Genomic DNA, 21511 nt, shown 5'->3' with positions numbered 1-21511 from the left:
CCCGCCTGCGGCCCGGCGAAGCCGGTTCCGCGGCTCATGCTGGGTTGAAGAGAGTCGGTATCCAACCAGTAGGGGCCGCGGGACTGGCTTTGCCAGACCGCAGGCGCCGCCCCCTGGAAGGGGGGAACAGGCTACACGAAGTGAGCCTGGACGGGGGTTAACCTAGTTCCACCGTCACCGGCGCATGGTCGCTGGGCTTTTCCCATTTGCGCGGCACGCGGTCTATGCTGCAGCCCAGGACCTGCGGCTTGAGCGCTTCACTGACCAGGATGTGGTCTATGCGCAGGCCCCGGTTCTTCTGGTAGCCCAGCATGCGGTAGTCCCACCATGAATAGCTTTTGGGCGCCTGCTCGAACAGGCGAAAGCTGTCGGTCAGGCCCAGCGCCAGCAACTGGCGGAAATGCTCGCGCTCTTCCTTGGTGTGGTGAATCGTGTCGCGCAGGCCTTCGGGATCGTATGAATCCTGGTCTTCCGGCGCGATGTTGAAGTCGCCCAGCAGCACCAGCTGCGGGTGGGCCGCCATCTCGGCGCGCACATAGGCTTGCAGGCCGTCCAGCCAGCGCATCTTGTAGGCGAACTTTTCGCTGCCGGGTTCCTGGCCGTTGACGAAATAGCCATTCAGCACGCGAATGGGCCCCGCGGGGCCGTCCACCGTGGCGGCGATGACGCGCGAATGTTCGTCTTCAAAACCGACGATGTTTTTCACCACCTCGCGCAGCGGCGTGCGCGACAGGATGGCCACGCCGTTATAGGTTTTCTGGCCGAAGGCGGCGGCCTCGTAACCCGCGGCCTTGAGCGCCTCCAGCGGGAACTTGTCGTCCGTCATCTTCAGTTCCTGCAGGCACAGCACGTCGACGGGATTGGCGGCCAGCCAGTCCAGCACATGGGCCAGCCGCGCGGTCAGGGAATTGACGTTCCAGGTGGTAATTTTCATGGGGTCATGCTCCAGGACCGGAAGGGAGTGCCAAGGCTCAGATGTGCAGTACGGCGAGAGCGCCAATCACCAGGCCCACACCGGCCACGGCGAACATGCCGTATTCCAGCCATTTCTTGCGCGTCAGCAGCGCGATGGCCGCCAGGGCAATCGCCACCTGCAGCACCGTGGTGGCCTGGGCCCAGCGGTGGTGCTGGTGGATCTGCTCGTCCGAGGATTTGTCCCAGACCACGGATTCGGCTTCGAGCTTCTCGGCGATCACCTTGATCTCGTTCTTTTCTTTTTCATAGCGGTCCACCTTGGCCTGGTAGCCGGCTTTTTTGTCTTCAGGCGCCAGGTCGCGGGCCAGCTCGGCCAGCGACTGCTTGGTGCTTTTGGCCTGGAAGTAGTTCCACTGGTTGGAGGCCTCGGTCTTCTTGATGGCCGCGTTGTTTTTGTACAGGCCCGCATTGGCCTGCGTGGCGCCGCCCATATAGGCAAAGATGGCGCCCACGGTCGCGATGATGGCCGTGATCACCGCGATCTGCGCGATCATGCCGCCGCCGCTTTCATGGCCGCCGTGGCCGCCCTGGGCCGCATGTTCGAGCTCATGGTCGTGGGGCCCGTGTACGTGAAATCCGCCTCCTGACATATCAATTCCCTCTCGTGTTGTTGTGGCTTGTGGATGGTTTATTTATTTTTGGTAGGTGATGAAGCTGAACTTCATCCCGTTCGCCGACACATGGTCTTCCCGCGCCGTTTGCCGCCATTCGGGCCCCAACGTCGGCGCGTAGGCGTCGCCTTCAATGTTTTCGGCAATCTCGGTGACTTCGATGCGCTCGGCCAGCGGCATGGCCTGCGCGTAAATTTGCGCACCGCCCAGGATCCACGCTTCGTCCGACGAGGCGCACAGCGCCAGCGCATCGGCCAGGCTGGCGGCGGTTTCGGCGCCGGCTTCTTTCCAGCCGGCCTGCCGCGTGATGACGATGTTGGCGCGACCCGGCAGCGGGCGGAATTTCACCGGCAGCGAATCCCAGGTCTTGCGGCCCATGATGACCGGCCATCCGGTGGTCAGGCGCTTGAGGCGTGCCATGTCTTCCGGTAGCCGCCAGGGGATGGTGTTGTCGCGGCCGATCACGCCATTGGCGGCGCGGGCGAAGATCATGTGGATTTTCATGGTGTTCAGATGGAATCGATCCGAATGATATCCAGATTCAGGGGCCTGGCCGGCGCGATGATCTCGCTGCCGGGAACGGCCTGCAGTTGCTTGAGCAGGCGTGGATTGAGCGGCTCGGAAGTGTACACAGTGTGCACCATCGCCAGCTGGTCGGGCGGTATGACGGCCTGAAGGTAGTTCTGGTAGCGCGCGCGAAGATCGTCTTCACCAAGGTCGGCTTTGTGGGCCTGCTCATGGTCGATCCGCATCACGAGGATATTTACGGTGTGGGAAAGGCCAGTCGCGTCCGGCAGGTCCAACTGCACCGCCCAGCAGCCGTCGGTCAGGGGTTCGCCTGCCAGCACCTCCGCCAGAAGCGGCACCGCACCTGGCGCGATGGCACGCAGGGACCGGCACAGCAGGGCCTCCCACAACTGCTCGTAGAGCGGCGTCAGCCTTTCGTGTGTGTAGCGGCGGCGTATGACGGCTTCACGCGCGGCCTTCTGGTCACCATGCGAGGCGAGATAGCCGCAAATGACGTTCTGTGCCCCCAGCGCAATGCGCTTATCCAGCCGGATGGATTGCCGCAATTCCTGGATGCCGGCGTCGTCACCCCTTTCCAGCAGGGCCAGGCCGAGGTAGAAGTGGGCCATGGCCATTTCGGGGTGGCGGGTGGCTGCCGCCGACAGCAAGGCCAGGCTGGCGTCGTCGCCCTGCAACTGCTCTTGCACAATCGCCGTCGCCAGTTCGGTCTGAGCAGCCGTTTGCTGCGAGAAGAGCGCATGCACGCCGCCGGTCACCAGCCATCGCATCCGCAGGTGGTCGAATCGCCAGCTGACCTGCGTGTTTTTCTGCCAATCCTCATTGCAGGCTGTTAAAACCCGGGCCCATTCTTTGCCGAGAAGAATGTCTCCGGCGCAGGGCGAACTTTCAATCGGCGGCGGCTCGACCAGCAGGCCGAGCGCCGTCGCACGTTCGCGCAGCGCCGGGTGGGTGTCCTGCGCGCGCCGTGGGCGATTGGCCCCCTCGGCGAGCGCCTGCGGCATGGCGCTGCGGTTGGTCTCGGCAAGCTCGGCCGTGATGCTCCAGAAGTTGCCGGGTGCCTGTGCCGATTGCATGCGCAGGCTGCTCAATTGCGTGGGCAGTTTCCGGGCCAGAAGAAAAGAAATAAATTCCAACCGGGCGAGGGCGTCAGTCAGGTGGCGCGCCGAAGAGGCACGGGCGGCGACGGTATCGGCCTCGAATTCACATTGGCGTGACCAGCTGGAAGATCGCGAGACAAAGTAGGGGACAAACCAGGATGCGATGGCCTTCAGCCCGCCATCGACGAAGCTGTCATTGCCCTGCATGTGAAGGTAGTGGTCCCACTTGGCTCGCACTCTGTAGATCCAGTGACCCAGGCGCCCGTGGTTGCGGGAGAAGTGCCCCAGCTCGTGCGCGATGACGGCTTTGACTTCGTCCAGGTTCAGCATCCGCAGCAAAGGAACGCCCAATATGAGGGTCCGACGGCTGCCAAGCAGCGACAGGAAGCCGCCGGTTTGATACGCCGCCGCGTTCAGTTCGTTGTCCAGCACGATGCGGTGGATGCGCGGCGCCGCGGCGTTGGTGCACAAGCCGTCCACCATCTCAAAAAGTGCGGGCGCTTCTTCCCGGCGAACGGCGTGTCGGCCCACGGTACCGGGCGAGGGCTGGACCAGCCACCACAGGAAGGTAAAAGCCGTGACGCCAAACACCGCGGCAAAACCGGCGCCCCAAATGGCGGCCTGAAGCATCACGAAGGGAGCGATCGGCAAGATGACCACAGTCACAAAAATCAGCTCTGAGGCCAGAGCCAGCAATGTGAGTGAAAGCCGTTGCCGCGAGTTGAACGTGGAAGCCGGCGCTGCGGATGAGGCGCTGGCCTGCACGGGAGTCACACCGCCACCGGCGCCTTGATGGCGGCGTGGTGCTGGTAATCCAGGAACTCGAAATCCTCAAACTGGTAGTCGAAGATCGATTCGGGCTTGCGCTTGATTTGCAGCGTCGGGTAGGGGAAGGGCTGGCGGCTCAGTTGCAGCGCGACCTGCTCATGGTGGTTGCTGTAGATGTGGCAGTCGCCGCCGGTCCAGATGAAGTCGCCCACGCCCAGGTCGCACTGCTGCGCCACCATATGCGTCAGCAGGGCGTAGCTCGCGATGTTGAAGGGCACGCCCAGGAAGATGTCGGCGCTGCGCTGGTAGAGCTGGCAGCTGAGCTTGCCGGGCTGGCCCTGCACCTCGGAGGGCGCCACGTAGAACTGGAAAAACGCGTGGCAGGGCATCAGCGCCATCTTGGAGAGGTCGGCCACGTTCCAGGCGCTCACGATGATGCGGCGCGAATCGGGGTTGGTCTTGAGCGTCTTGATGACTTCGCTGATCTGGTCGATGTGGCCGCCGTCGGGCGTGGGCCAGCTGCGCCACTGCACGCCATAAACCGGGCCCAGGTCGCCGTCGGGACGCGCCCATTCGTCCCAGATGGTGACGCCGCGTTCCTTGAGCCAGTTGTTGTCGCTGGAGCCCTGCAGAAACCACAGCAGCTCATGGACGATGGATTTGAGGTGCACCTTCTTGGTGGTCACCAGCGGAAAGCCCTCGTTCAGGTCAAAGCGCATCTGGTGGCCGAACACGCTTTTGGTGCCGGTGCCGGTGCGGTCGGCCTTGAAGACGCCGTGGCTGTCCACATGGCGCATGAAATCTTCGTACTGGGAGCGTATGGGATAAGACGGCACTTTAATAAGCTCCAAACAGGCAGTCCATGGCTGCAACGATGTGCTCGCGCTGGTCCTGCAGGCCAGCGACGCGTTTTTTGAGTTCCCGCGCCGGAAACGCGGCGAGGGCTGCGGTGTCCAACACCACTGCCGTCCCGTCGACCTCAAACGCGGGGTTCAGGTCACGCATGGGATGCGGGTACTTGGCGGCGGAACGCAGGGGAATGACAACCCGCGAATCCAGGCTGTTGATGTAGTCGTTTTGCACATCCAGCAGAAATGGCGTGACCTTGCGCAGCGAGGCATCGGGATGCGCATAAACGTCGTAACGCGCCATGCTTAGAAAGTCCTGTATTTGGCAAGCGGGAGACCTTCACCGGCGATGCGTGCGTTGTACTCCGCAACGGCTTCGCGGTTTTCCTCGTTCCATTGTTCCCAGTAACGGCGGCGCACTTCGGCGGCCAGCAGGGTATCTACAGTCTGGGAGACATTCATGCCCATCTCACGCGCCATTTCCAGCACTTTGGCGTTGAGCGACAGGTTGGTGGCTTTTTTGGGGGCGTTGTCAAATTTCAGCATGGCGGGTCTCCATGGGTTATGCGCATATTATATGCGCAGCACCCGGCCCGGGTTCATCAGGTTCAACGGATCCAGTCCTTGCTTGATGGCGCGCATCATGTCCAGCGCCACGGGCGATTTGTGCTTGGGCAGCGTGTCGACCTTGACGCTGCCGACACCGTGTTCAGCCGAGATCGAGCCCCGGTAGCGATCCACCGCCTCGTAGACCAGCGCGTTCATCGGCGTTTCCTGCTCGTTGAGGAAACGCGCCTGGTCTTCGTTCTCCGGCGCCTGCACGTTGTAGTGCAGGTTGCCGTCGCCCAGGTGGCCGTAGACGACCATGCGCGCACCCGGAAACCGCTCCAGCAGCAGCGCATTGGTCTCAGCCACGAACTCGGGGATGCGCGACACGTTGATGGAGATGTCGTGCTTGATGTTCAGCCCCTCTTCGGCTTGCGCCATCGGGATGCTTTCGCGGATGTGCCACAACGCATGGGCCTGCGCCATGCTTTCGGCGACCACGGCGTCTGCCACGCAGCCGGCCTCCATGGCGGCCTCCAGCAGTCGCTCGAAGCATTCACGCGCATGCGCTTCCGATTCGTTGTCGGAGTTTTCCAGCACCACACACCAGGCGTGCTCCTGCCAGAAAGGCACGCGCTGTTGCGGGAAATGTTTGGCCACCAGGCTGAGTGCGAACTGGCCCATGACCTCAAAACCGGTCAGGCCCGAGCCCAGGTGCTGATGCGCCAGGCCCAGCAACTCCACGGCGGCCTCCATCGAAGGCACGGCGGCAAAGGCGGTGAGCTGGGCCTTGGGCATGGGATACAGCTTCATGGTGGCGCCGGTGATCACGCCCAGCGTGCCTTCACTGCCGATGAACAGGTGGCGCAGGTCGTAACCGGTGTTGTCTTTGCGCAGGCCTGAGAGGCCGTCCCAGATCTCACCCTGCGCGTTCACGACTTCCAGTCCCAGGCAGAGGTCGCGGGTGTTGCCGTAGCGCACGACCTGGGTGCCGCCGGCGTTGGTTCCGAGGTTGCCGCCTATGGTGCAGCTTCCCTCCGAGGCCAGGCTCAGGGGAAACAGGAAGCCGGCTTTTTCGCAGGCTTCCTGCAGGTTTTGCAGCACGCAGCCGGCATCCACCGTGATCGTCAGGTTGCCGGCGTCCAGCGTGCGCACCTTGTTCATGCGCGTCAGGCTGAGCACGACCTGGGTGCCGCTGGCGTCCGGTGTCGACCCCACCACCATGCCGGTATTGCCGCCTTGCGGCACGATGCTTACGCGCGCCGCGACGCAGGCTTTCACCACGGCCGCGACTTCCTGCGTGGAGGCGGGGCGCACCACGGCCAGGGCCTTGCCGGTTTCGCGCCTGCGCCAGTCCTGCACCCAGGGCGTCAGGTCGCCCTCGGTCAGGACGTTGGTGGCGCCGACGATCTGGCGCAGGGATTCAATCAGGGGGTTGTGCGTGCTCACGGTGTTCGGCTTCAGGTTAGGGGGTTGATGGGGCTGGGGTATTTTTCAGGCGCACGCGCACATGCAACGCGCAGGCGGCAAACAGCGTCAGGCACAGCACGACTTCAATGAGGCCCAGGTAGTTGCCCGGCGCGCGGTCGCTCCAGGCGCGCACCACGCCCTCGGTGAAATACAGCCACACCAGCAGGCTGAGCCAGCGGTAGGTGTACATGCGGTTTTTCAGGATGCCGGCCAGGGGAATGCACAGCGGCAGCACCTTGAGCGCCAGCAGCGAGCCGCCCGGCCGTATGGGCGCCAGCCACATTTCCCAGGCCAGGCCCAGCACGATGAGGCCCAGCAGGCTGGCCAGCGCCAGGCGGCGGGTGAGGTCGATTTGTGTTGTTTTGTTCATACTCGTAAGAATCTCAATGGCATGATACCGGGGATGAAATTCCAGCAATCCCTGCAGGACCTCCTGGCCGACCTGTCGCGCTTCCCGTGGCGCGGCACGGCACTGACCCTGCGCGACCGTTTCCGCGAAGACCACATGGGCCTGACGGCCAGCAGCCTGACCTTCACCACCTCCATCGCGCTCGTGCCTTTTTTCACCGTGGCGCTGGCGATTTTCACGGCCTTCCCGATGTTTTCGAAACTGCAGGGCGCGCTGCAGGCCTGGCTGGTTCAAAGCCTGATCCCCGATAACATCGCGCGCCAGGTGCTGGGCTACCTCACGCAGTTCAGCCGCCAGGCCAACAAACTGGGCATTGCCGGCCTGGCCGTGCTGCTGGTCACGGCCATCGCGCTCATCCTTACCATAGACCGTACCCTGAACGGCATCTGGCGCGTCAAGAAGGCGCGCTCGCTGGCCCAGCGCGTGCTGATCTATTGGGCCGCCATCACGCTGGGCCCGCTCCTGCTGGCGGCCAGCCTGGCCGTCACCTCCTATGTGCTCTCGGCCTCGGGCGGCCTGGTGGGCGCCTTGCCGGTCAGCCTGCGTTTCCTGCTCAGCATCCTGCAGTTTTTCCTGGTGGCCGGCGGCATGGCGGCGATGTACCGCTATGTGCCCAACACCTTTGTGAAATGGTCGCATGCCTGGGCGGGAGGCCTGTTCGTCGCCGCCGGCATCGAGGTGGCCAAGCGCGCGCTCAGCCTTTACCTGGGCGCGGTGCCCACCTACTCGCTGGTCTACGGCGCCTTCGCGACCCTGCCGATCCTGCTGGTGTGGATTTATGTCTCCTGGGTCATCGTGCTGATGGGCGCGGTGATCGCCGCCTACCTGCCCAGCCTGCTTGCCGGCGTGGCGCGCCGCGGCAGCGCGCACGGCTGGTACTTCCAGCTCGCCATCGAAGTGCTGCAGCAACTGCACAAGGCGCTGTCCACCCCGCGAAAGGGCTTGAGCGCCTCGCAGCTGGCCGAGCGGCTCCAGGTGGATGGCCTGCAGCTCGAGCCGGTGCTGGAAACCCTGGTGGCGCTGGACTGGGTGGGCCAGCTCAACGAATCGGAAGGCGAGGACGAGGCCCGCTTCCTGCTGCTGGCCGACCCCGACGCCACGCCCCTGGAGCCGCTGATGCAGGAGCTGCTGCTCGACAAGGCCGAGGCGGTGCAGGGCCTGTGGGGAAAAGCCCGCTGGCCCGAGCTGCGGCTGCGTGACGCGCTGTAAAGCGCCGCCTCATCCCGGAAAAACCGATAAACCGCCAGGGGAATTCTTGTTGGCGATAAGGCGCTGTAACAAAATCAAACCCCTTTGTTTTTTCAATGCACGGAAAGATGCCAGCAAAAACCAACGCCCGGGAAAAGCTTGACGGTGCCATCGCCGAGGAGCGGCAGGCGCAGCGCGATGCCAAGCAGATTTATGACAAGCTGACCGCCAAGATGTGGGCCTACCAGACCGGCAGCGGTCCCGCGCCCACCAACGAAGACTTCGAGCAGTGGAGCCACGCCGTGGAGCAGCGCGTCAAAATGAAGCAGCTGGGCATCCGCGTGGACGGCGAGCCCGACGCCTGAGCCGCACGGACGCCGGCGACGCTTGGCAGGCTTGTGTCTTTGCTCCCTGGTTCGGGCACAAGCTAATAAGCAGGGGTTTTAAAAGCGTCAACCTTTTGTCAAGGTTGTTAAGCCTTCGTCACCTCAGCGACGTTTCGTTGCTTTTGTTCGGCCGTGACTTCAAACGGGCGGGTCGGATTCTTACAAGGCGCACACGCGGCCCGGGTCAAGATTCTCCGCATCCCTCAACCCCCAGCCGGAGAAAACCGTGACACCACCTGCTTATCCGATCGCCGATGCGTCCCTGAAAAACGAGCCCATCGACATCACCCAGGAAGCCTCTTTGAACTACTGGGTCGCCACACTGGCCTGCAGCGAACTGGAATTGCGCGTGGCCGTGGCCGAGGTCGGCCCCGCGGCCAAGGACGTGAGCAATGAGCTGGGGAGGACTTTATGAGTGCCATGCCGCCCACGCTTCCCGTGCAGCCCGGCCCGCTCGCGGTCCGTGTCAAGGAACCCTCGGCCGGCCTGTTTTACTGGGTGGTCACGCAATTGTCGACCGACGAGCGCGGCGCCGATGTCCGTATCGAGGGCTCAGACCATCCCTATCCCACACATGAAGCCGCGCTGCACGCCGGCGCGGCCTGCCTGAAGGCGCTCAAGGCCAGCATCTTCCAGCCCCAGGGCCCGCATTAGCTCGCGGGCTTATGTGTTGTGGGTGGCTCGCTTGAAGGCCTGCACCCACATATCGCGGTACATCACCCAGTCGCCCATAAAGCTGTAAAGCGGCCGCTTGAACGACGCGGGCTTGTTCTTTTCAAAGCCGAAGTGGCCTATCCAGGCGAAGCCGTAGCCGCACAGCAGGCCGGCCAGCAGCCACCACGGGTTGCGCGTGGCGACTAATGCCGCCAGGCACAGCAGCGTGAGGCTGGACCCCACAAAATGCAGGCGGCGGCAAATGGGGTTGCGGTGCTCGCCCAGGTAGAACGGATAAAAGCTCGCGAAGGAATCGAAGCTGCGCGGGTCAACAGGTGGGGTGGCGGGTGTCGTGGGCTGGCCGCCTTGCACGGCGTCGCTGGGCGTGGCATTCATGGTGGTGTGTCTCCTGGCGTCGTGATAGCCCTGTGTCGCTCACCATTTTGCGGGCGTGGCCATAATAGTCAATCCTCGCTTTCTCCCGCATGCACCTCCCCATCACGCCGCCAGCGGCACCCTCCAGCCCGCCGGAGCTTCCCGTGAACTGGGTGGTCTGCCTGTGCGCCGACTGGTGCGGCCTGTGCCGCGACTACGCCGAAGTTTTTGCGCAGGTCGCGGCGCGTCATCCGGACAGCCGCTTTGCCTGGCTGGACATTGAGGACGAGGCCGAGCTCGTCGGCGACATCGAAGTGGAGACCTTTCCCACGCTGCTGGTCGCCGGTGCGGGCGGCACGCGTTTTCTGGGCCCGCTGATGCCGCAGGCGCACACCCTCTCGCGCCTGCTCGATTCACTGGCGCAGCCAGGCCAGCCCGTCACGCCGCATCTGCCCTCCACCCAGGCCTTGCTGCGGGGCCTGGCGGCGGCACCCCAGCACTGGATCAAGACCGCTTAGGCGACGGAAAACGGCGCCTTCAAAAAGCCCCTGAAGCGTGCACGCCCGCCGCGCGTGGGGCTGGCGGTCAGCCGGTAGCCCGGAAAGCGTTGCAGAAAGCGGCCAATGGCGATACGGCCTTCGAGCCGCGCCAGGCTGAGCCCGGCGCACTGGTGGATGCCGAAGCCAAAGGCCAGGTGGCGATTGTCCTGGCGCGCCAGGTCCAGCTCGTCGGGACGCGCAAACTGGGCCGGGTCGCGATTCGCCGCGCCTATGCACAGCGTCAGCAGGCTGCCGGCGGGTAGCTGAACGCCGCCAATGGCCGCATCGGCCAGCGCACGCCGGTTGCTGAACTGGTTGGACGACTCAAAACGCAAAAACTCATCGACGGCCGGCACCAGCAGCGCCTCAAGCCCTTGCGCATCGTGCGCCAGCGCCCGCATGCGGGGCAGTAGGGCGGCCAGAGCCGCCGGCCGCTCCTGCAGCGCCACCAGCGCATTGCCGATCAGGTTGGTGGTGGTTTCATGGCCGGCATTGAGGATGAACACGCAGTTCTGCAGCAGCTCGGTTTCGCTGAGTGTGTCCGTGGCCGTTTCGCCGCCTATCAGCCGCGTCAGCACGTCGTGCTCGGGGTCGCCCGGTCGGCGGCGCCTGTCGGCCACCAGGTCTTGCAGGTAGGCCGTGAACTCGCGCACGCTGCGGTTGCCCAGGGCCTCCTGCTCCGGCGTCAACTTCGGCTCCAGCGCGCCCAGTATCGCGAGTGACCAGCCGCGCAGCGGCGCGCGGTCGGCGTGCGGCACGCCCAGCAGGTTGCCGATGATCTCCACCGGGATGGCCGAGGCGAAGTCCTCGACCAGGTCGCCGCCGCCCCGGGATTCCATTGCGTCCAGCAGGCCGTCGACCAGCGTGAGCAGGCCGGGCTCCATGTCGGCGATCGCGCGCCGCGTCAGCGCGCCCATGATGAGCTTGCGCACGCGGGTGTGCAACGGCGGGTCGTTGAACACCAGGCTGGTGGTGTGGTGCTCAAACAGCGCCGAGGCCGCACCGTACTTGGGCTCGAACTCCACTTTTTTGTCGGAGCTGAAGGTCTGCGCGTCCCGGTAGACGGCCACCAGGTCGGCGTGGCGCGTCAGGAAGAAGGAGCCGTCGGGCATGCGGCGTATGGGCTCGTGTTCTCTCAGGGCGGCGTACACCGGATAAGGGTTGGCGTAAAAGTCCGCGGGCAGGGCGCGCAGGTCGAATCCGGCCGCGATCTCCATCGCGCGGGCAGCGGGCATGGCCGGGGTGACGGCAAAGGGCGAAGCGTTGCTCATGATGCGGTCCGGTGAATCCCTGTGAATCCTCGTGGAGCCTGCTTAAAGATTCCCGGCAAACAGTTTGCGCATCAATACCTTGCGCAGGCTCGTGGCGTCGTCCAGGCCCAGCCGCTGCAAATAGGCGGGTGGCGCTTCGGCGTCCGTCCACAGGCTTTTGGCCAGCATGGCCAGCAGCTCCGCCGGGTGCTGGCTGGCATGCTGCATTTGCCTGAGCGCGCCGACGATGCGCAATTCGTCGGCCGTCAGGTCGGTGCCGAAGGGGAAGTCGGGCAGCAGCGCCGAACCGCTCCAGGGCTGCAGCCGGTCGCGCAGCACCTCGGGCAGGTTCTGGCGATGCTGCCCGGGCACTTCGTAATCGGCGTCCAGCTTGCCGGCGGCCTTGGCTTGCGCGACAAGGCCATCCTGAAAGCGCGAGTCGGCAATCGCGATCAGCCGTTTGACGACTTCAGCGTCGGGCTGGGCGCGCAGGTCGGCCACGCCGTATTCGGTGATGACCACGTCGCGCAGGTGGCGCGGGATGGTTTCGTACGCGTAGTTCCACACCAGGGTGCTGCGCACGCCGTCCTTGTGCTCGTAGGTGGCGCGCAGCATCAGGATGGAGCGCGCGTCGGGCAGGGCGTGCGCCATGGCCACAAAGTTGTATTGCCCGCCCACGCCCGAGACGACCTGGCCCGACTCCAGTCCATCGGACACCGCCGCGCCCAGCAGCGTGACCATCATGGTGGTGTTCATGAAACGGCCCTGGGTGCGCTGCGCCTGTTTGAGGCGGCTTTGGCCCTGCAGCTGGTTGATGAAGGCTATGCGCGTCATGTCTATCCTGGCCAGCGCGTCGGGCGGCATGGCGCGCAGCCGTTCGTAAAAATCGGTGGGGCCCAGGAAGAAGCCGCCATGCAGGACCACGCCGCCCGACAGGCGCGTGCCCAGGCCGCCGGCGTCTTGCAAGGCAATGCGCACAGTGGGGTCGCCGAGCCGGTTGGCGATGCGCGTGCCGGCCACGTCGAGCGCGCCGTCTGGCGCCAGGCGAACCTGGCTGCTGAGCACGCCAAAGCGCTGCAGGAAGGCCAGGTCGTCCGCACCCAGTATGGAGCCGATTCGCCCTGCATCAACCAAGGCGGCCAGCAGGTCGGTACTGACCGCCAGGCCCGGCGCCCGGCCTTCGTTGACCAGGTTTTGCAAGGCTGCGTCGTCAAACACCTCGCGCCGCACAATGCCCGCCTCAATGAGCTTGAGCAGCCCGTTGACGAACATCTCCGAGCAGCCATACAGGCCTTGCTCAAAACCGCCCAGCTCGCGGCCCCGCAGGTCGCCCGGGCACAGGGCCGCCATGATGCGGCGGTAGCCGTCGTTGTGCCTGTCCCGCACGATCAGTGCCTGCGCGATGGCGTCGCCCAGCGCGCCTATGCCGATCTGCAGCGTGCCGCCGTCGACCACCAGGCTGGCGGCATGCAGGCCGATCGCGTAGTCCGCTGTTCCGACCTTGTTGTTGGGCGGCGCAAACAGGGTGTGCGTGGCCTGCACGTCCGTCACCACCACGTCAAAAAAGCCGGGCGGCACCACCGCGTGGTTGGGCATAAAAGGCATCTGGCGGTTGATAACGCCCACCTTCAGCAGCGGCTTGCCCTGGGCGGCCTGGCGTTCGGCGAGCTCAAAGGTCACGTCGGGGTTGCTGCCCAGGGACAGCGCGGGTTCACCGTCCCCTTCGCCCTTGTTGTCATGCGCGGCGACGGCCTGCGCGATCACGTTCACACCCAGCACCCCCATGTCGCGGGCGACAAAGGTGTAGTTGGTGGCGATGTAGGCCTGCTGCGCGCGCCCGTTGCCAAGGTAGTCGCCGGTCTTGAAGAAGAACTCGGAGACTTCGATATGCGGCGGCAGCACGCCCGCGCGCAGGTCTTTCACATAGTCGAGATCGGGGTAGTCCCTGAAAACGCGCTCGACCAGCGGCGCGAGAAAATTCTGCTCCAGCTCGCTTTTGCCTTCGGGTTTTTCCAGCGACAGCGCGGTAATGATCTTCAGGCGCCGGGGATTCGCGTCGCCACCCATGGCCTTGATGCGGCGGTAGAGCAGGTTCACAAAGGGATTGGGCTTGCCTATGCCCAGCGGCAGCCCGAGCACGATGTCGCCTTCCACCGTGGCCAGCACATGCTCCACCGCTTGCGCGAGTGTGGGGATGAGGAGGGAACTTGCCACCGCTGTGTCAGGCCGAAGGGGTCTGGAGGAAATCCCGGATCGCGAACAGCGTGGCCTCGGGCGTTTCGTTCATCTGGTGGTGGCCCACCGGCAGGCTGGCGACGCTGACCTTCTTGCCGCTGTCCCTGGCCTTGTTGACCAGGGCCTGCGCGGCCTTGGGCGTGGTCATCTGGTCCTGCGCGCCCAGCACAAACAGCACCGGGCAGCTGACCTGGGCCATGGCGGTCTCGCCGTTGGCATAGCTGTCGCAGGCCTTGAAGCCGCGGTGGAAGACATTGACCTTGGTGTTGCTGGCCAGCACGCGCCGGCCCAGCGCCATGTTGGCGCCGTAGACCCAGGTGCCCGGGCCCAGCGCCGAGGGCGGCGCCGCCAGCGTGCTGCGCGAAAACACATTGACCATGGCCAGCGCCCTCATCGGTTCGTTCAGCGAGGCATCGAGCAGGGCCTGCGAGACCTTCATCGGGAAGGCCGTGCCCACCAGCACCAGGTGACTCACGCGCTCTTTCAGCCGGGCGGCGGCCTCCAGCGCGATCAGCGAACCCCAGCTGTGGCCGACCAGGGCGGCGCGCTTCACGCTCGCGGCGTCCAGCAGCGCGGCGACAAAGCCGGCGGCTTCTTCCACCGAGGCCGGCGCTTCGCCTTCGCTTTTGCAGTGGCCCGGCAGGTCCACCGCCAGCACATTCCAGCCGTGGTGGGCCAGGTAGCGCGTCTGCAGAATCCACACGCTGTGGTCGTGCAGCACGCCGTGGATAAAGACGGCGGTCGGTTTGGCGGCCTCAAAAGGCTTGCCTCCGGTGTAGCAATAAGTTTTATGGCCGTTGACGTCGAGGTACATGCTCAGGCCTCCGCTTTCACGGCGGCCTTCTCAGCTGCTTTCAGCGCGCGTTTGAGGTCGTCGATCAGGTCGTCCGGGTCTTCCAGGCCAATGGACAGGCGTATCGTGCCTTGCGTGATGCCGCCGGCCGCCAGCGCCTCGTCGGTCATGCGGAAGTGGGTGGTGCTGGCCGGGTGGATGACCAGGCTGCGGCAGTCGCCGACATTGGCCAGGTGGCTGAAGACCTTGAGCGCCTCGATAAAGGCCTTGCCCTGCGCGCGGTTGCCCTTGATGTCGAAGCTGAACACCGAGCCCGCGCCGCGCGGCAGCAGCTTTTTCGCCAGCGCATGGCTGGGATGGGTGTCGAGCAGGGGATGGCCCACGCGCGAGACCAGCGGGTGGCTGGCCAGGAATTCGACCACTTTTTCGGTATTGCCCATGTGCCGCGCCATGCGCAGCGGCAGGGTTTCTATGCCCTGCAGGATCAGCCAGGCCGTGTGCGGGCTCATGCAGGCGCCGAAGTCGCGCAGGCCTTCGCGCCGCGCACGCAACAAAAAAGCGCCCACGGTGCTTTCCTCGCTGAACACCATGTTGTGAAAGCCGTCGTAGGCTTCGGTCAGTTCGGCGAATTTGCCGGACTTTTCCCAGTCGAAGCTGCCGCCGTCCACCACGATGCCGCCGATGACGGTGCCGTGGCCGCTCAGGAACTTGGTGGCCGAGTGGTAGACCAGGTCGGCGCCGTGGTCGAAAGGCTTGATCAGCCAGGGCGAGGTCAGGGTGGAATCCACCAGCAGCGGCACGCCTGCCTCGTGGGCCAGGGCCGACACCGCCGGGATGTCCAGCACGTCCAGCCCGGGGTTACCCACGGTTTCGCCGAAAAACAGCTTGGTGTTGGGCCGCACGGCCGCGCGCCAGCCGTCCAGGTCGCCGGGCTTCACGAAAGTCGTGTCGATTCCGAAGCGGCGCATCGTGTAGTGCAGCAGGTTCTGGCTGCCGCCGTAGAGCGCCGTCGAGGCCACGATGTGCGAGCCGGCGCCCATCAGCGTGGCGATGGACAGGTGCAGCGCGGCCTGGCCGCTGGCGGTGGCGATCGCGCCTATGCCGCCTTCCAGCGCCGACACGCGCTGCTCCAGCACCGCGTTGGTCGGGTTGCTGATGCGCGAATAGACGTGGCCCGCGCGCTCCAGGTTAAAGAGGCTGGCCGCGTGATCGCTGGATTCGAAGACGAAGGAGGTGGTCAGGTGAATCGGCACGGCGCGCGCGCCGGTGGTCGGGTCGGGCGCGGCGCCCGCATGCAGCGCGAGGGTGTCGAAGCCGGGATCGGAATAACCGGGCATGGTTTGTCTCCAGTCAGAAAAAGTGGCGGTGCGCGGGGAAATTGTTGCAACCGGCCGTTTGATTGTGGGCTATATTTAAACTGAATTCCTCTTCCCGCCGTGCTGCGGTGGGACAATGGGGGCATGTTGGCAGCACAACCGAGGAGATCGCCATGAAGGTTCTAGACATACTGCGTGTCAAAGGCAACACGCTTTACACCGTCCAGCCTGACGAACCCCTGGCCAAGGCGGCACAGGTCATGGCAGATAAGGACATAGGCTCGCTGGTGGTCATGGAGCACGGCGACCTGGTCGGCATGCTGACTTTCCGCGAGGTCATCGTCTACATCGTCAAGAACGGCGGCGAGATCGGCAGCACACTGGTGCGCACCGCCATGGACGACCACCCGCTCACCTGCACCTCCGAAACCGAACTCGACGAAGTCCGCCGCATGATGCTGGAGCGCCACGCGCGCTACATGCCCGTGATGAACCAGAAAGTCCTGATGGGCGTGATCAGCCTCTACGACGTCGCCAAAGCCGTGGTCGACAGCCAGAACTTCGAAAACAAGATGCTCAAGGCCTATATCCGCGACTGGCCGGCCGAGGACGCCGCCGACCACAATTAAAAGCCGGCGCCCGGCAGCGTGCCGGGCCCGCCAATTCCTGAAACAACAACGGCCCGGTGCGCAAGGCACGCAGGGCGCAAGCGAGGGCAGGGGTGAGCGACAAGCGTGATGCCGGCGGGCTGCTGTTTTATGCCTCGCTGTTTTTCTCCCGGCTGGCCGACCAGATCCTGCTGTTCCTCGTGCCCCTGGTGGTGTTCGAGACCACCGGCAGCGTTGCCTGGTCGGGCATCGCCTTCACCCTCGAGACCCTTCCGCGCTTTCTGGCCTTTCCGGTCTGCGGTGCGCTGTGCGACCGCGTCTCGCCGCTCAAGCTGCTGCGCATCAGCCAGCTGTATCGGGCGCTGGTGTGTATGGCCGGCGTCATCGCCTTCCAGTGGGTCGGCGGCGTCGGCTGGCTGATCGCGCTGTCGGCCGTCTGCGGCGTGCTGACCACCCAGGGCCTGATGGCCCGCGAGGTCATGCTGCCGCAAATCTTCCGCCAGCACCGCTTTGAAAAAGTGCTGGCCCATGCGCAGCTCGCCGACCAGCTCGGCATGGTGCTGGGCCCCTTGCTGGCCTCGCTGCTGCTGCGCTGGATGCCCTGGCCCATGGTCGTCGGTGCGACGGCGGTGTTTTTCCTCATCGCCGACGGCGCCGTGACCTGGTGGCAGCGTCAAGGCGCCGTCACCCTGGCCGCGCCCGAGCCGGCCCCCGGCCACTGGACCGCGCCCATACGCATCGCCCTGTCGCAGGTGCTGCACCTGCCGGGCTTGAAGCAGGTGATTGCGCTGGCGGCAGGCGTCAACCTGGTGATAGGCGTCACCTTGGCCACCTCGGCCGCCATGGTGACCGGCCTGCTGCAACGCTCGGCCGGCGACTATGCCGTCCTGCAAACGGCAGGCGCCATCGCCACCGTCGTCATCCTGCTGTTTATCGCCCGCACCGTGCTGACGCTGCGCACCCTGGGCCTGGTGTCCTACACCGTGATGCTGGCCGGTGGTCTGCTGACGGGACTGGCCGGCAACTTCTGGGTCTACACCGCCGGGTTTTTGCTGGTGATCGGCTTCGACAAGATGTTCAACGTCTACATCCGCAGCCTGCGGCAAAAGCTCATCCCGCCCAAGGACCTGGGCAAGACCACCGGCGTGATCGTGATGTTCAACAACCTGTCGCAGCCGCTGGCCGGCATGCTGGTGGGGGTGTTTGCCGGGGTGATGGAGGGTCGGGGGGTGATTTTGGGGCTGGTTTTGGTGATGGGGGTGATTGGGGTTTTGGTGGCTTGCGTCAGGCGTTAAACCCTAGACACTGGAACAACTCAATGCGTGTCTTTATCAACATCATTGCCTTCGCAGGGCTTGCGCTGTTTGGCTGCGCCTTCATTGCCTCCTATGCCAATCCCGGCCTGGTCGAGGCCCTGGCCCGCGATGCGATCCGTTCGGAAGTCGAGCGCAGGGTGAGCGAACGAATCGATGCGCTGGATGGCGGCAGGCTCGCGGAGATGGCAAAAGGCCTGTCCGGCAAGAATTCACTGGAGCTCGCCGAGCTCAAACGCAAGCTCGCTGAAGGCCTTCCGCAGAAGGTTGCCGCCATCGCGGCGCAAATGGGAAATATCGATTGCGAGTGCCGCAAGGCCATCGAGAAGTCCATGACCGGAATTCTGGAACGCAGGGTCGCCGATCTCGCGCGTGTCAATGAGAGGCTTGAACTCCTCATCCGTACCCAGTACATGGGCGTGGCGGAATCGCTGACCCGGGAGTTCCGCATCTTTACCGGTGCAAACGCGCTCGTTTTCTCCTTGCTCGCGTTTGCCGCGCTCCTTCGCAGGCGCGCCGGGTTGCAGCTTGTGCTGCCAACGGCTGTGCTGTTGGGGGCCGCGGGACTGGTTGGCTATCTGTACCTCTTCCATCAAAACTGGCTGCACACCATACTCTTCTCGGACTATGTCGGCTTTGGGTATTTCATCTATCTGGCGCTCGCCGTCGCGCTGCTCACGGACATTGTCTTCAACAGGGCGCGTGTCACGACCCGGCTGCTCAATGCCATGTTCAGCGCTGTCGGGTCCACATTGCAGGCGGTGCCGTGCTGAGCAAGCGTCCGACTGCAAAGCTTCCCCGGCGCCCGGCATCGTCGTTCGGCATGACCCGGCCCAAGCTGATCAGGACACTGGCCTTTGTGGTCGCCATGTTCGCGCTGATAAGCGTCGCTGGCCATTTCTGGATTTTGCAGTCAGAGCCCTACGAACTGGGGCGTGCAGCACTTGCTTCCGGATTGAATGTCGATCCTGAACGGATCGAATTGAAGCGGCTTGCATCATTCCGGTTTGCTGACGGTGCCTTCTCTGGTGAAGCGTTATTTGTACTCTGCGCTCCGCAGGAACGATGCTTCACGGTGGTCGCGAAGAAACGCGATGCCCGCTGGTCCGTGGCGGATCTGGTGGAGCGGTAACGCTGCGTGGCAGCTCAACCGGGGCATCGAATGATTGAGTATTTCCGCACACTGCTGCAGGCGCCGTCGCTGGTTCTTTTTGTGCTGGCGTATGCGGTATTGCTGTTCGTGCTTTGGTTCATGAACAGGCGAGAGTTCAAGCGGTGCCCTGAAAAAGGTGCGCGCTACCGCGCCTTGCCGCTCATCTACAAGCTTGCGTGCTGGTTGGTTGTCCTGCCGATGTGTTCCGGGATTCTTGTGGACGCCGCGTGGGCCATACCCGCGATCGCGGCCTATATGTTGGTGGAAATTGCCTGCGTCCGCTGGTACAGAAAGGCCGGGCTGCTTCCCTGATGCTCTCCACATGGCCTCATAAAGCTCACCCCGAACTCGCATGAATCATCTCCCGAACCCGCGGGTAGATCTGCTGGTTCCACTTGCGTCCGCTGAACACGCCGTAGTGCCCCACGCCCGTCTGCACATGGTGCGTCTTCATGTAAGGCCGTATGCCGGTGCAAAGGTCTTGCGCGGCCACCGTCTGCCCGACTGAGCAGATGTCGTCGCGCTCACCTTCCACCGTCATCAGCGCCGTGCGCCGGATGGCGGCGGGTTTGACGAGGCGGCCTCGGTAGCTGAGCTTGCCCAGCGGCAGGTCGTAGGTCTGGAACACTTTCTCGACGGTCTCCAGGTAGAACTCGGCGGGCAGGTCGTTGACGGCCAGGTACTCGTCGTAGAACACGCGGATGACGTTGGCCTTTTCCACGTCGCCGTCCAGCAGGTGCTGGTACATGTCCTGGAAGGATTTTTTGTGCCGGTCCAGGTTCATGCTCAGGAAGGCGCTGAGCTGCACAAAGCCCGGGTAGACGCGCCGCATATAGCCCGCATGCGGCAGCGGCACGTGGCTGATCAAATTTTTCTCGAACCACTCAATCGGCTTGCTGGTGGCCAGCGTGTTGACGCCGGTCGGGTTCACGCGGCAGTCCACCGGCCCGGCCATCAGGGTCAGGCTGCGCGGCTGGGCAGGGTCATCGTCTTCGGCCATGACGGCCGCGGCCGCCAGCGCTGCCACGCAGGGCTGGCACACCGCCACCACGTGGGTGCCGGGGCCTATGGCCCGGGTGAAGCGGATCATGTGGTCTATGTAGTCGTCCAGCGCGAAGGGGCCGTGGCGCAGGGCGACGTCGCGCGCGTTGTGCCAGTCGGTGATGTACACGTCGTGGTCTTGCAGCAGCGTGCGCACGGTCTCGCGCAGCAGCGTCGCGAAGTGGCCCGACAGCGGGGCCACCAGCAGCACCGGCGGCTGGTAAGGCAGATCGGCCGGCAGCTCTTTTTGAAAGCGCAGCAGGGTGCCGAAAGGCATGCTGAGCACGGCCTCCTCGGTCACGGCAAGTTCGCGCTCGCCCACCTTCACCGAGCTGATTCCGTAAGCCGGCCGTGAGTGCGTCAGGCGCAGGCGCGAAAACACTTCCATGGACGCCGACAGCTTGCGCAGCAGGCTCCCTTCGGTTTTGCCCAGCCAGAGGGCCGCGCTGCCGCCCTGCGCCAGCAGGCGAAGCGGGGACAGCAGGTCGGACTGGAGCTGGTAGGCCTGGTAAAGCATGGGTTTCCTGCCTTGGTTCGGGCTTGTGGCCCAGGTAGCCGGCATGCAGGCAAGTTACGGGCCAGTCGCCGCCGCCGGCCCGCGCGCTGGCACAGGCCTTGCGGAGTGTTGCCGGCCCCGGGCAGTGGGGACCAACTTTGCGGTTCAAGGAGCAATCTCATGGCCAAGGCAGTCCTGACGATCAGCAGCAAAAACTACGGCGCCTGGGCACTGCGCGGCTGGCTGCTGGCGAAGTTTGCCGGGCTGGATTTCACCGAAAAAGTGATCCCGCCCGACGACCCTGCCATGAAGGCGGAGATGCTGCTGCTCTCGTCCAGCATGCTGGTGCCCTCGCTGCAGCACAACGGCGTCAAGGTCTGGGACACACTGGCGATCGCTGAATACCTCAATGAAATCAAACCCAAGGCGCAGCTGCTGCCGGCGGACGTCAAGCTGCGGGCGCACTGCCGCGCGGTGTGCGGCGAAATGCATTCGGGCTTTGCCTCGCTGCGCGCCGCGCTGCCCATGAACATCAAGGCCCACTTTCCCGGCTTCAAGGTCTGGTCCCGCGCGCAGGCCGACATAGACCGGGTGCTGGAGATATGGAAGGAATGCCTGGGCTCCTACGGCGGCCCCTATCTGTTCGGCAAGCAGCTGTCGGTGGCCGATGCCATGTATGCGCCTGTGGTCACGCGGTTCCTGACCTACGACGTGGCGCTGGACAAGGCCTGCACGGCGTATTGCAAGCGGATCATGGAGTTGCCGGCGATGAGGGAGTGGGTGCTTGCGGCCAAGAAGGAGCCCGATGACATTGATGAACTTGATGCGGAGTTCTGAAGCTGCTGGCCGGGGTTGCCCGGCGGCAACTCACTTTTCTTTGCTTCGCCAAAGAAAAGTAAGCAAAAGAAAGGC

At 64.4% G+C, this 21511-nt stretch carries 26 protein-coding genes; 11 read left to right on the top strand and 15 right to left on the bottom strand.

What is annotated here, in order from left to right:
• Positions 1 to 157 precede the first annotated feature (157 nt).
• The 9 genes from xth to PMI15_RS06150 are packed head-to-tail and all read right to left on the bottom strand — an operon-like array spanning position 158 to position 7213.
• The gene (gene xth / locus PMI15_RS06190) at positions 158 to 934 is read right to left on the bottom strand and encodes an exodeoxyribonuclease III (protein ID WP_007865260.1); all 777 of its coding nucleotides are present in this window, start codon (positions 932 to 934) and stop codon (positions 158 to 160) included.
• 37 nt (positions 935 to 971) lie between these two features.
• The gene (locus PMI15_RS06185; protein WP_007865259.1) at positions 972 to 1565 is read right to left on the bottom strand and encodes a DUF4337 domain-containing protein; all 594 of its coding nucleotides are present in this window, start codon (positions 1563 to 1565) and stop codon (positions 972 to 974) included.
• 42 nt (positions 1566 to 1607) lie between these two features.
• Positions 1608 to 2090 carry a dihydrofolate reductase gene (locus PMI15_RS06180; protein ID WP_007865258.1) on the bottom strand — a complete coding sequence of 161 codons (483 nt, stop codon included), beginning with the start codon at positions 2088 to 2090 and terminating at the stop codon, positions 1608 to 1610.
• A gap of 5 nt (positions 2091 to 2095) precedes the next feature.
• The gene (locus tag PMI15_RS06175) at positions 2096 to 3976 is read right to left on the bottom strand and encodes a M48 family metallopeptidase (RefSeq protein ID WP_157214549.1); all 1881 of its coding nucleotides are present in this window, start codon (positions 3974 to 3976) and stop codon (positions 2096 to 2098) included.
• Positions 3977 to 3981: 5 nt separating this feature from the next.
• Positions 3982 to 4830 carry a thymidylate synthase gene (locus tag PMI15_RS06170; protein WP_369751948.1) on the bottom strand — a complete coding sequence of 283 codons (849 nt, stop codon included), beginning with the start codon at positions 4828 to 4830 and terminating at the stop codon, positions 3982 to 3984.
• A complete protein-coding gene (locus PMI15_RS06165) occupies positions 4817 to 5131 on the bottom strand; it encodes a CcdB family protein (protein WP_007865255.1) in 315 nt (104 codons plus the stop codon). The genes PMI15_RS06170 and PMI15_RS06165 overlap by 14 nt, the downstream gene beginning before the upstream one ends.
• 2 nt (positions 5132 to 5133) lie before the next feature.
• A complete protein-coding gene (locus PMI15_RS06160) occupies positions 5134 to 5373 on the bottom strand; it encodes a type II toxin-antitoxin system CcdA family antitoxin (protein ID WP_007865254.1) in 240 nt (79 codons plus the stop codon).
• A 27-nt stretch (positions 5374 to 5400) separates the two neighbouring features.
• Positions 5401 to 6822: an FAD-binding oxidoreductase gene (locus PMI15_RS06155; RefSeq protein WP_007865251.1), complete on the bottom strand. Its 1422-nt coding sequence runs from the start codon at positions 6820 to 6822 to the stop codon at positions 5401 to 5403.
• 16 nt (positions 6823 to 6838) lie between these two features.
• The gene (locus tag PMI15_RS06150) at positions 6839 to 7213 is read right to left on the bottom strand and encodes a DUF2069 domain-containing protein (protein ID WP_007865249.1); all 375 of its coding nucleotides are present in this window, start codon (positions 7211 to 7213) and stop codon (positions 6839 to 6841) included.
• A gap of 33 nt (positions 7214 to 7246) precedes the next feature.
• On the opposite strand from PMI15_RS06150, the gene PMI15_RS06145 reads away from it, so the two are divergent.
• The 4 genes from PMI15_RS06145 (at position 7247) to PMI15_RS06130 (ending at position 9480) form a co-directional block, all read left to right on the top strand.
• Positions 7247 to 8461, top strand: a complete 1215-nt coding sequence (locus tag PMI15_RS06145; protein WP_051001925.1) for a YihY family inner membrane protein — start codon at positions 7247 to 7249, stop codon at positions 8459 to 8461.
• A 107-nt stretch (positions 8462 to 8568) separates the two neighbouring features.
• Positions 8569 to 8805 (top strand): hypothetical protein, encoded by a 237-nt coding sequence (locus PMI15_RS06140; protein ID WP_157214548.1) that lies wholly within the window; start codon positions 8569 to 8571, stop codon positions 8803 to 8805.
• A gap of 247 nt (positions 8806 to 9052) precedes the next feature.
• Positions 9053 to 9241, top strand: a complete 189-nt coding sequence (locus tag PMI15_RS06135) for a DUF3606 domain-containing protein (RefSeq protein ID WP_007865240.1) — start codon at positions 9053 to 9055, stop codon at positions 9239 to 9241.
• The gene (locus tag PMI15_RS06130) at positions 9238 to 9480 is read left to right on the top strand and encodes a hypothetical protein (RefSeq protein ID WP_007865238.1); all 243 of its coding nucleotides are present in this window, start codon (positions 9238 to 9240) and stop codon (positions 9478 to 9480) included. The genes PMI15_RS06135 and PMI15_RS06130 overlap by 4 nt, the downstream gene beginning before the upstream one ends.
• A 9-nt stretch (positions 9481 to 9489) precedes the next feature.
• Here the strand turns inward: PMI15_RS06130 and PMI15_RS06125 are convergent, their stop codons facing one another.
• Complete coding sequence (locus PMI15_RS06125; protein WP_007865235.1) at positions 9490 to 9876, bottom strand: DUF962 domain-containing protein; 387 nt, start codon at positions 9874 to 9876, stop codon at positions 9490 to 9492.
• A gap of 89 nt (positions 9877 to 9965) precedes the next feature.
• Between PMI15_RS06125 and PMI15_RS06120 the strand changes: the two genes are divergently transcribed.
• Positions 9966 to 10373 carry a thioredoxin family protein gene (locus PMI15_RS06120; protein WP_007865233.1) on the top strand — a complete coding sequence of 136 codons (408 nt, stop codon included), beginning with the start codon at positions 9966 to 9968 and terminating at the stop codon, positions 10371 to 10373.
• Here the strand turns inward: PMI15_RS06120 and PMI15_RS06115 are convergent.
• From PMI15_RS06115 to PMI15_RS06100, 4 genes are read right to left on the bottom strand one after another with little or no spacing between them, the layout of a single operon-like run.
• Positions 10370 to 11665, bottom strand: a complete 1296-nt coding sequence (locus PMI15_RS06115) for a cytochrome P450 (RefSeq protein WP_007865231.1) — start codon at positions 11663 to 11665, stop codon at positions 10370 to 10372. The genes PMI15_RS06120 and PMI15_RS06115 overlap by 4 nt on opposite strands.
• A 42-nt stretch (positions 11666 to 11707) precedes the next feature.
• A complete protein-coding gene (locus PMI15_RS06110; protein WP_007865230.1) occupies positions 11708 to 13858 on the bottom strand; it encodes an acetyl-CoA hydrolase/transferase C-terminal domain-containing protein in 2151 nt (716 codons plus the stop codon).
• 7 nt (positions 13859 to 13865) lie between these two features.
• The gene (locus tag PMI15_RS06105) at positions 13866 to 14693 is read right to left on the bottom strand and encodes an alpha/beta fold hydrolase (RefSeq protein ID WP_007865228.1); all 828 of its coding nucleotides are present in this window, start codon (positions 14691 to 14693) and stop codon (positions 13866 to 13868) included.
• A 2-nt stretch (positions 14694 to 14695) separates the two neighbouring features.
• Positions 14696 to 16009, bottom strand: a complete 1314-nt coding sequence (locus PMI15_RS06100) for an O-acetylhomoserine aminocarboxypropyltransferase (protein WP_007865226.1) — start codon at positions 16007 to 16009, stop codon at positions 14696 to 14698.
• Positions 16010 to 16161: 152 nt separating this feature from the next.
• On the opposite strand from PMI15_RS06100, the gene PMI15_RS06095 reads away from it, so the two are divergent.
• The 5 genes from PMI15_RS06095 to PMI15_RS06075 all read left to right on the top strand — a co-directional run bounded on the left by PMI15_RS06095 (position 16162) and on the right by PMI15_RS06075 (position 19374).
• Positions 16162 to 16617 (top strand): CBS domain-containing protein, encoded by a 456-nt coding sequence (locus PMI15_RS06095; RefSeq protein WP_007865225.1) that lies wholly within the window; start codon positions 16162 to 16164, stop codon positions 16615 to 16617.
• A gap of 92 nt (positions 16618 to 16709) precedes the next feature.
• On the top strand, positions 16710 to 17891 hold the full coding sequence (locus PMI15_RS06090; RefSeq protein WP_007865223.1) for an MFS transporter: 1182 nt from the start codon (positions 16710 to 16712) through the stop codon (positions 17889 to 17891).
• A gap of 23 nt (positions 17892 to 17914) precedes the next feature.
• Positions 17915 to 18682: a hypothetical protein gene (locus tag PMI15_RS06085; RefSeq protein WP_007865221.1), complete on the top strand. Its 768-nt coding sequence runs from the start codon at positions 17915 to 17917 to the stop codon at positions 18680 to 18682.
• Positions 18676 to 19041: a hypothetical protein gene (locus PMI15_RS06080; protein WP_157214547.1), complete on the top strand. Its 366-nt coding sequence runs from the start codon at positions 18676 to 18678 to the stop codon at positions 19039 to 19041. Before PMI15_RS06085 ends, PMI15_RS06080 begins: the two co-directional genes overlap by 7 nt.
• Positions 19042 to 19071: 30 nt before the next feature.
• Positions 19072 to 19374, top strand: a complete 303-nt coding sequence (locus PMI15_RS06075; protein WP_007865218.1) for a hypothetical protein — start codon at positions 19072 to 19074, stop codon at positions 19372 to 19374.
• 25 nt (positions 19375 to 19399) lie between these two features.
• Here PMI15_RS06075 and PMI15_RS06070 read toward each other — a convergent pair whose 3' ends face one another.
• Positions 19400 to 20620, bottom strand: coding sequence for a polyhydroxyalkanoate depolymerase (locus PMI15_RS06070; RefSeq protein ID WP_007865215.1), 1221 nt, complete (start codon positions 20618 to 20620; stop codon positions 19400 to 19402).
• A 159-nt stretch (positions 20621 to 20779) separates the two neighbouring features.
• On the opposite strand from PMI15_RS06070, the gene PMI15_RS06065 reads away from it, so the two are divergent.
• Positions 20780 to 21436 (top strand): glutathione S-transferase, encoded by a 657-nt coding sequence (locus PMI15_RS06065; RefSeq protein ID WP_007865213.1) that lies wholly within the window; start codon positions 20780 to 20782, stop codon positions 21434 to 21436.
• The last annotated feature ends 75 nt before the right edge of the window (positions 21437 to 21511 follow it).

Origin of the sequence: Polaromonas sp. CF318 (genome assembly GCF_000282655.1) — a bacterium.
Taxonomy (GTDB): domain Bacteria; phylum Pseudomonadota; class Gammaproteobacteria; order Burkholderiales; family Burkholderiaceae_C; genus Polaromonas.
Note: the sequence above shows the minus strand (reverse complement) of the source record. Positions and strands in the feature narration are given on the sequence as shown.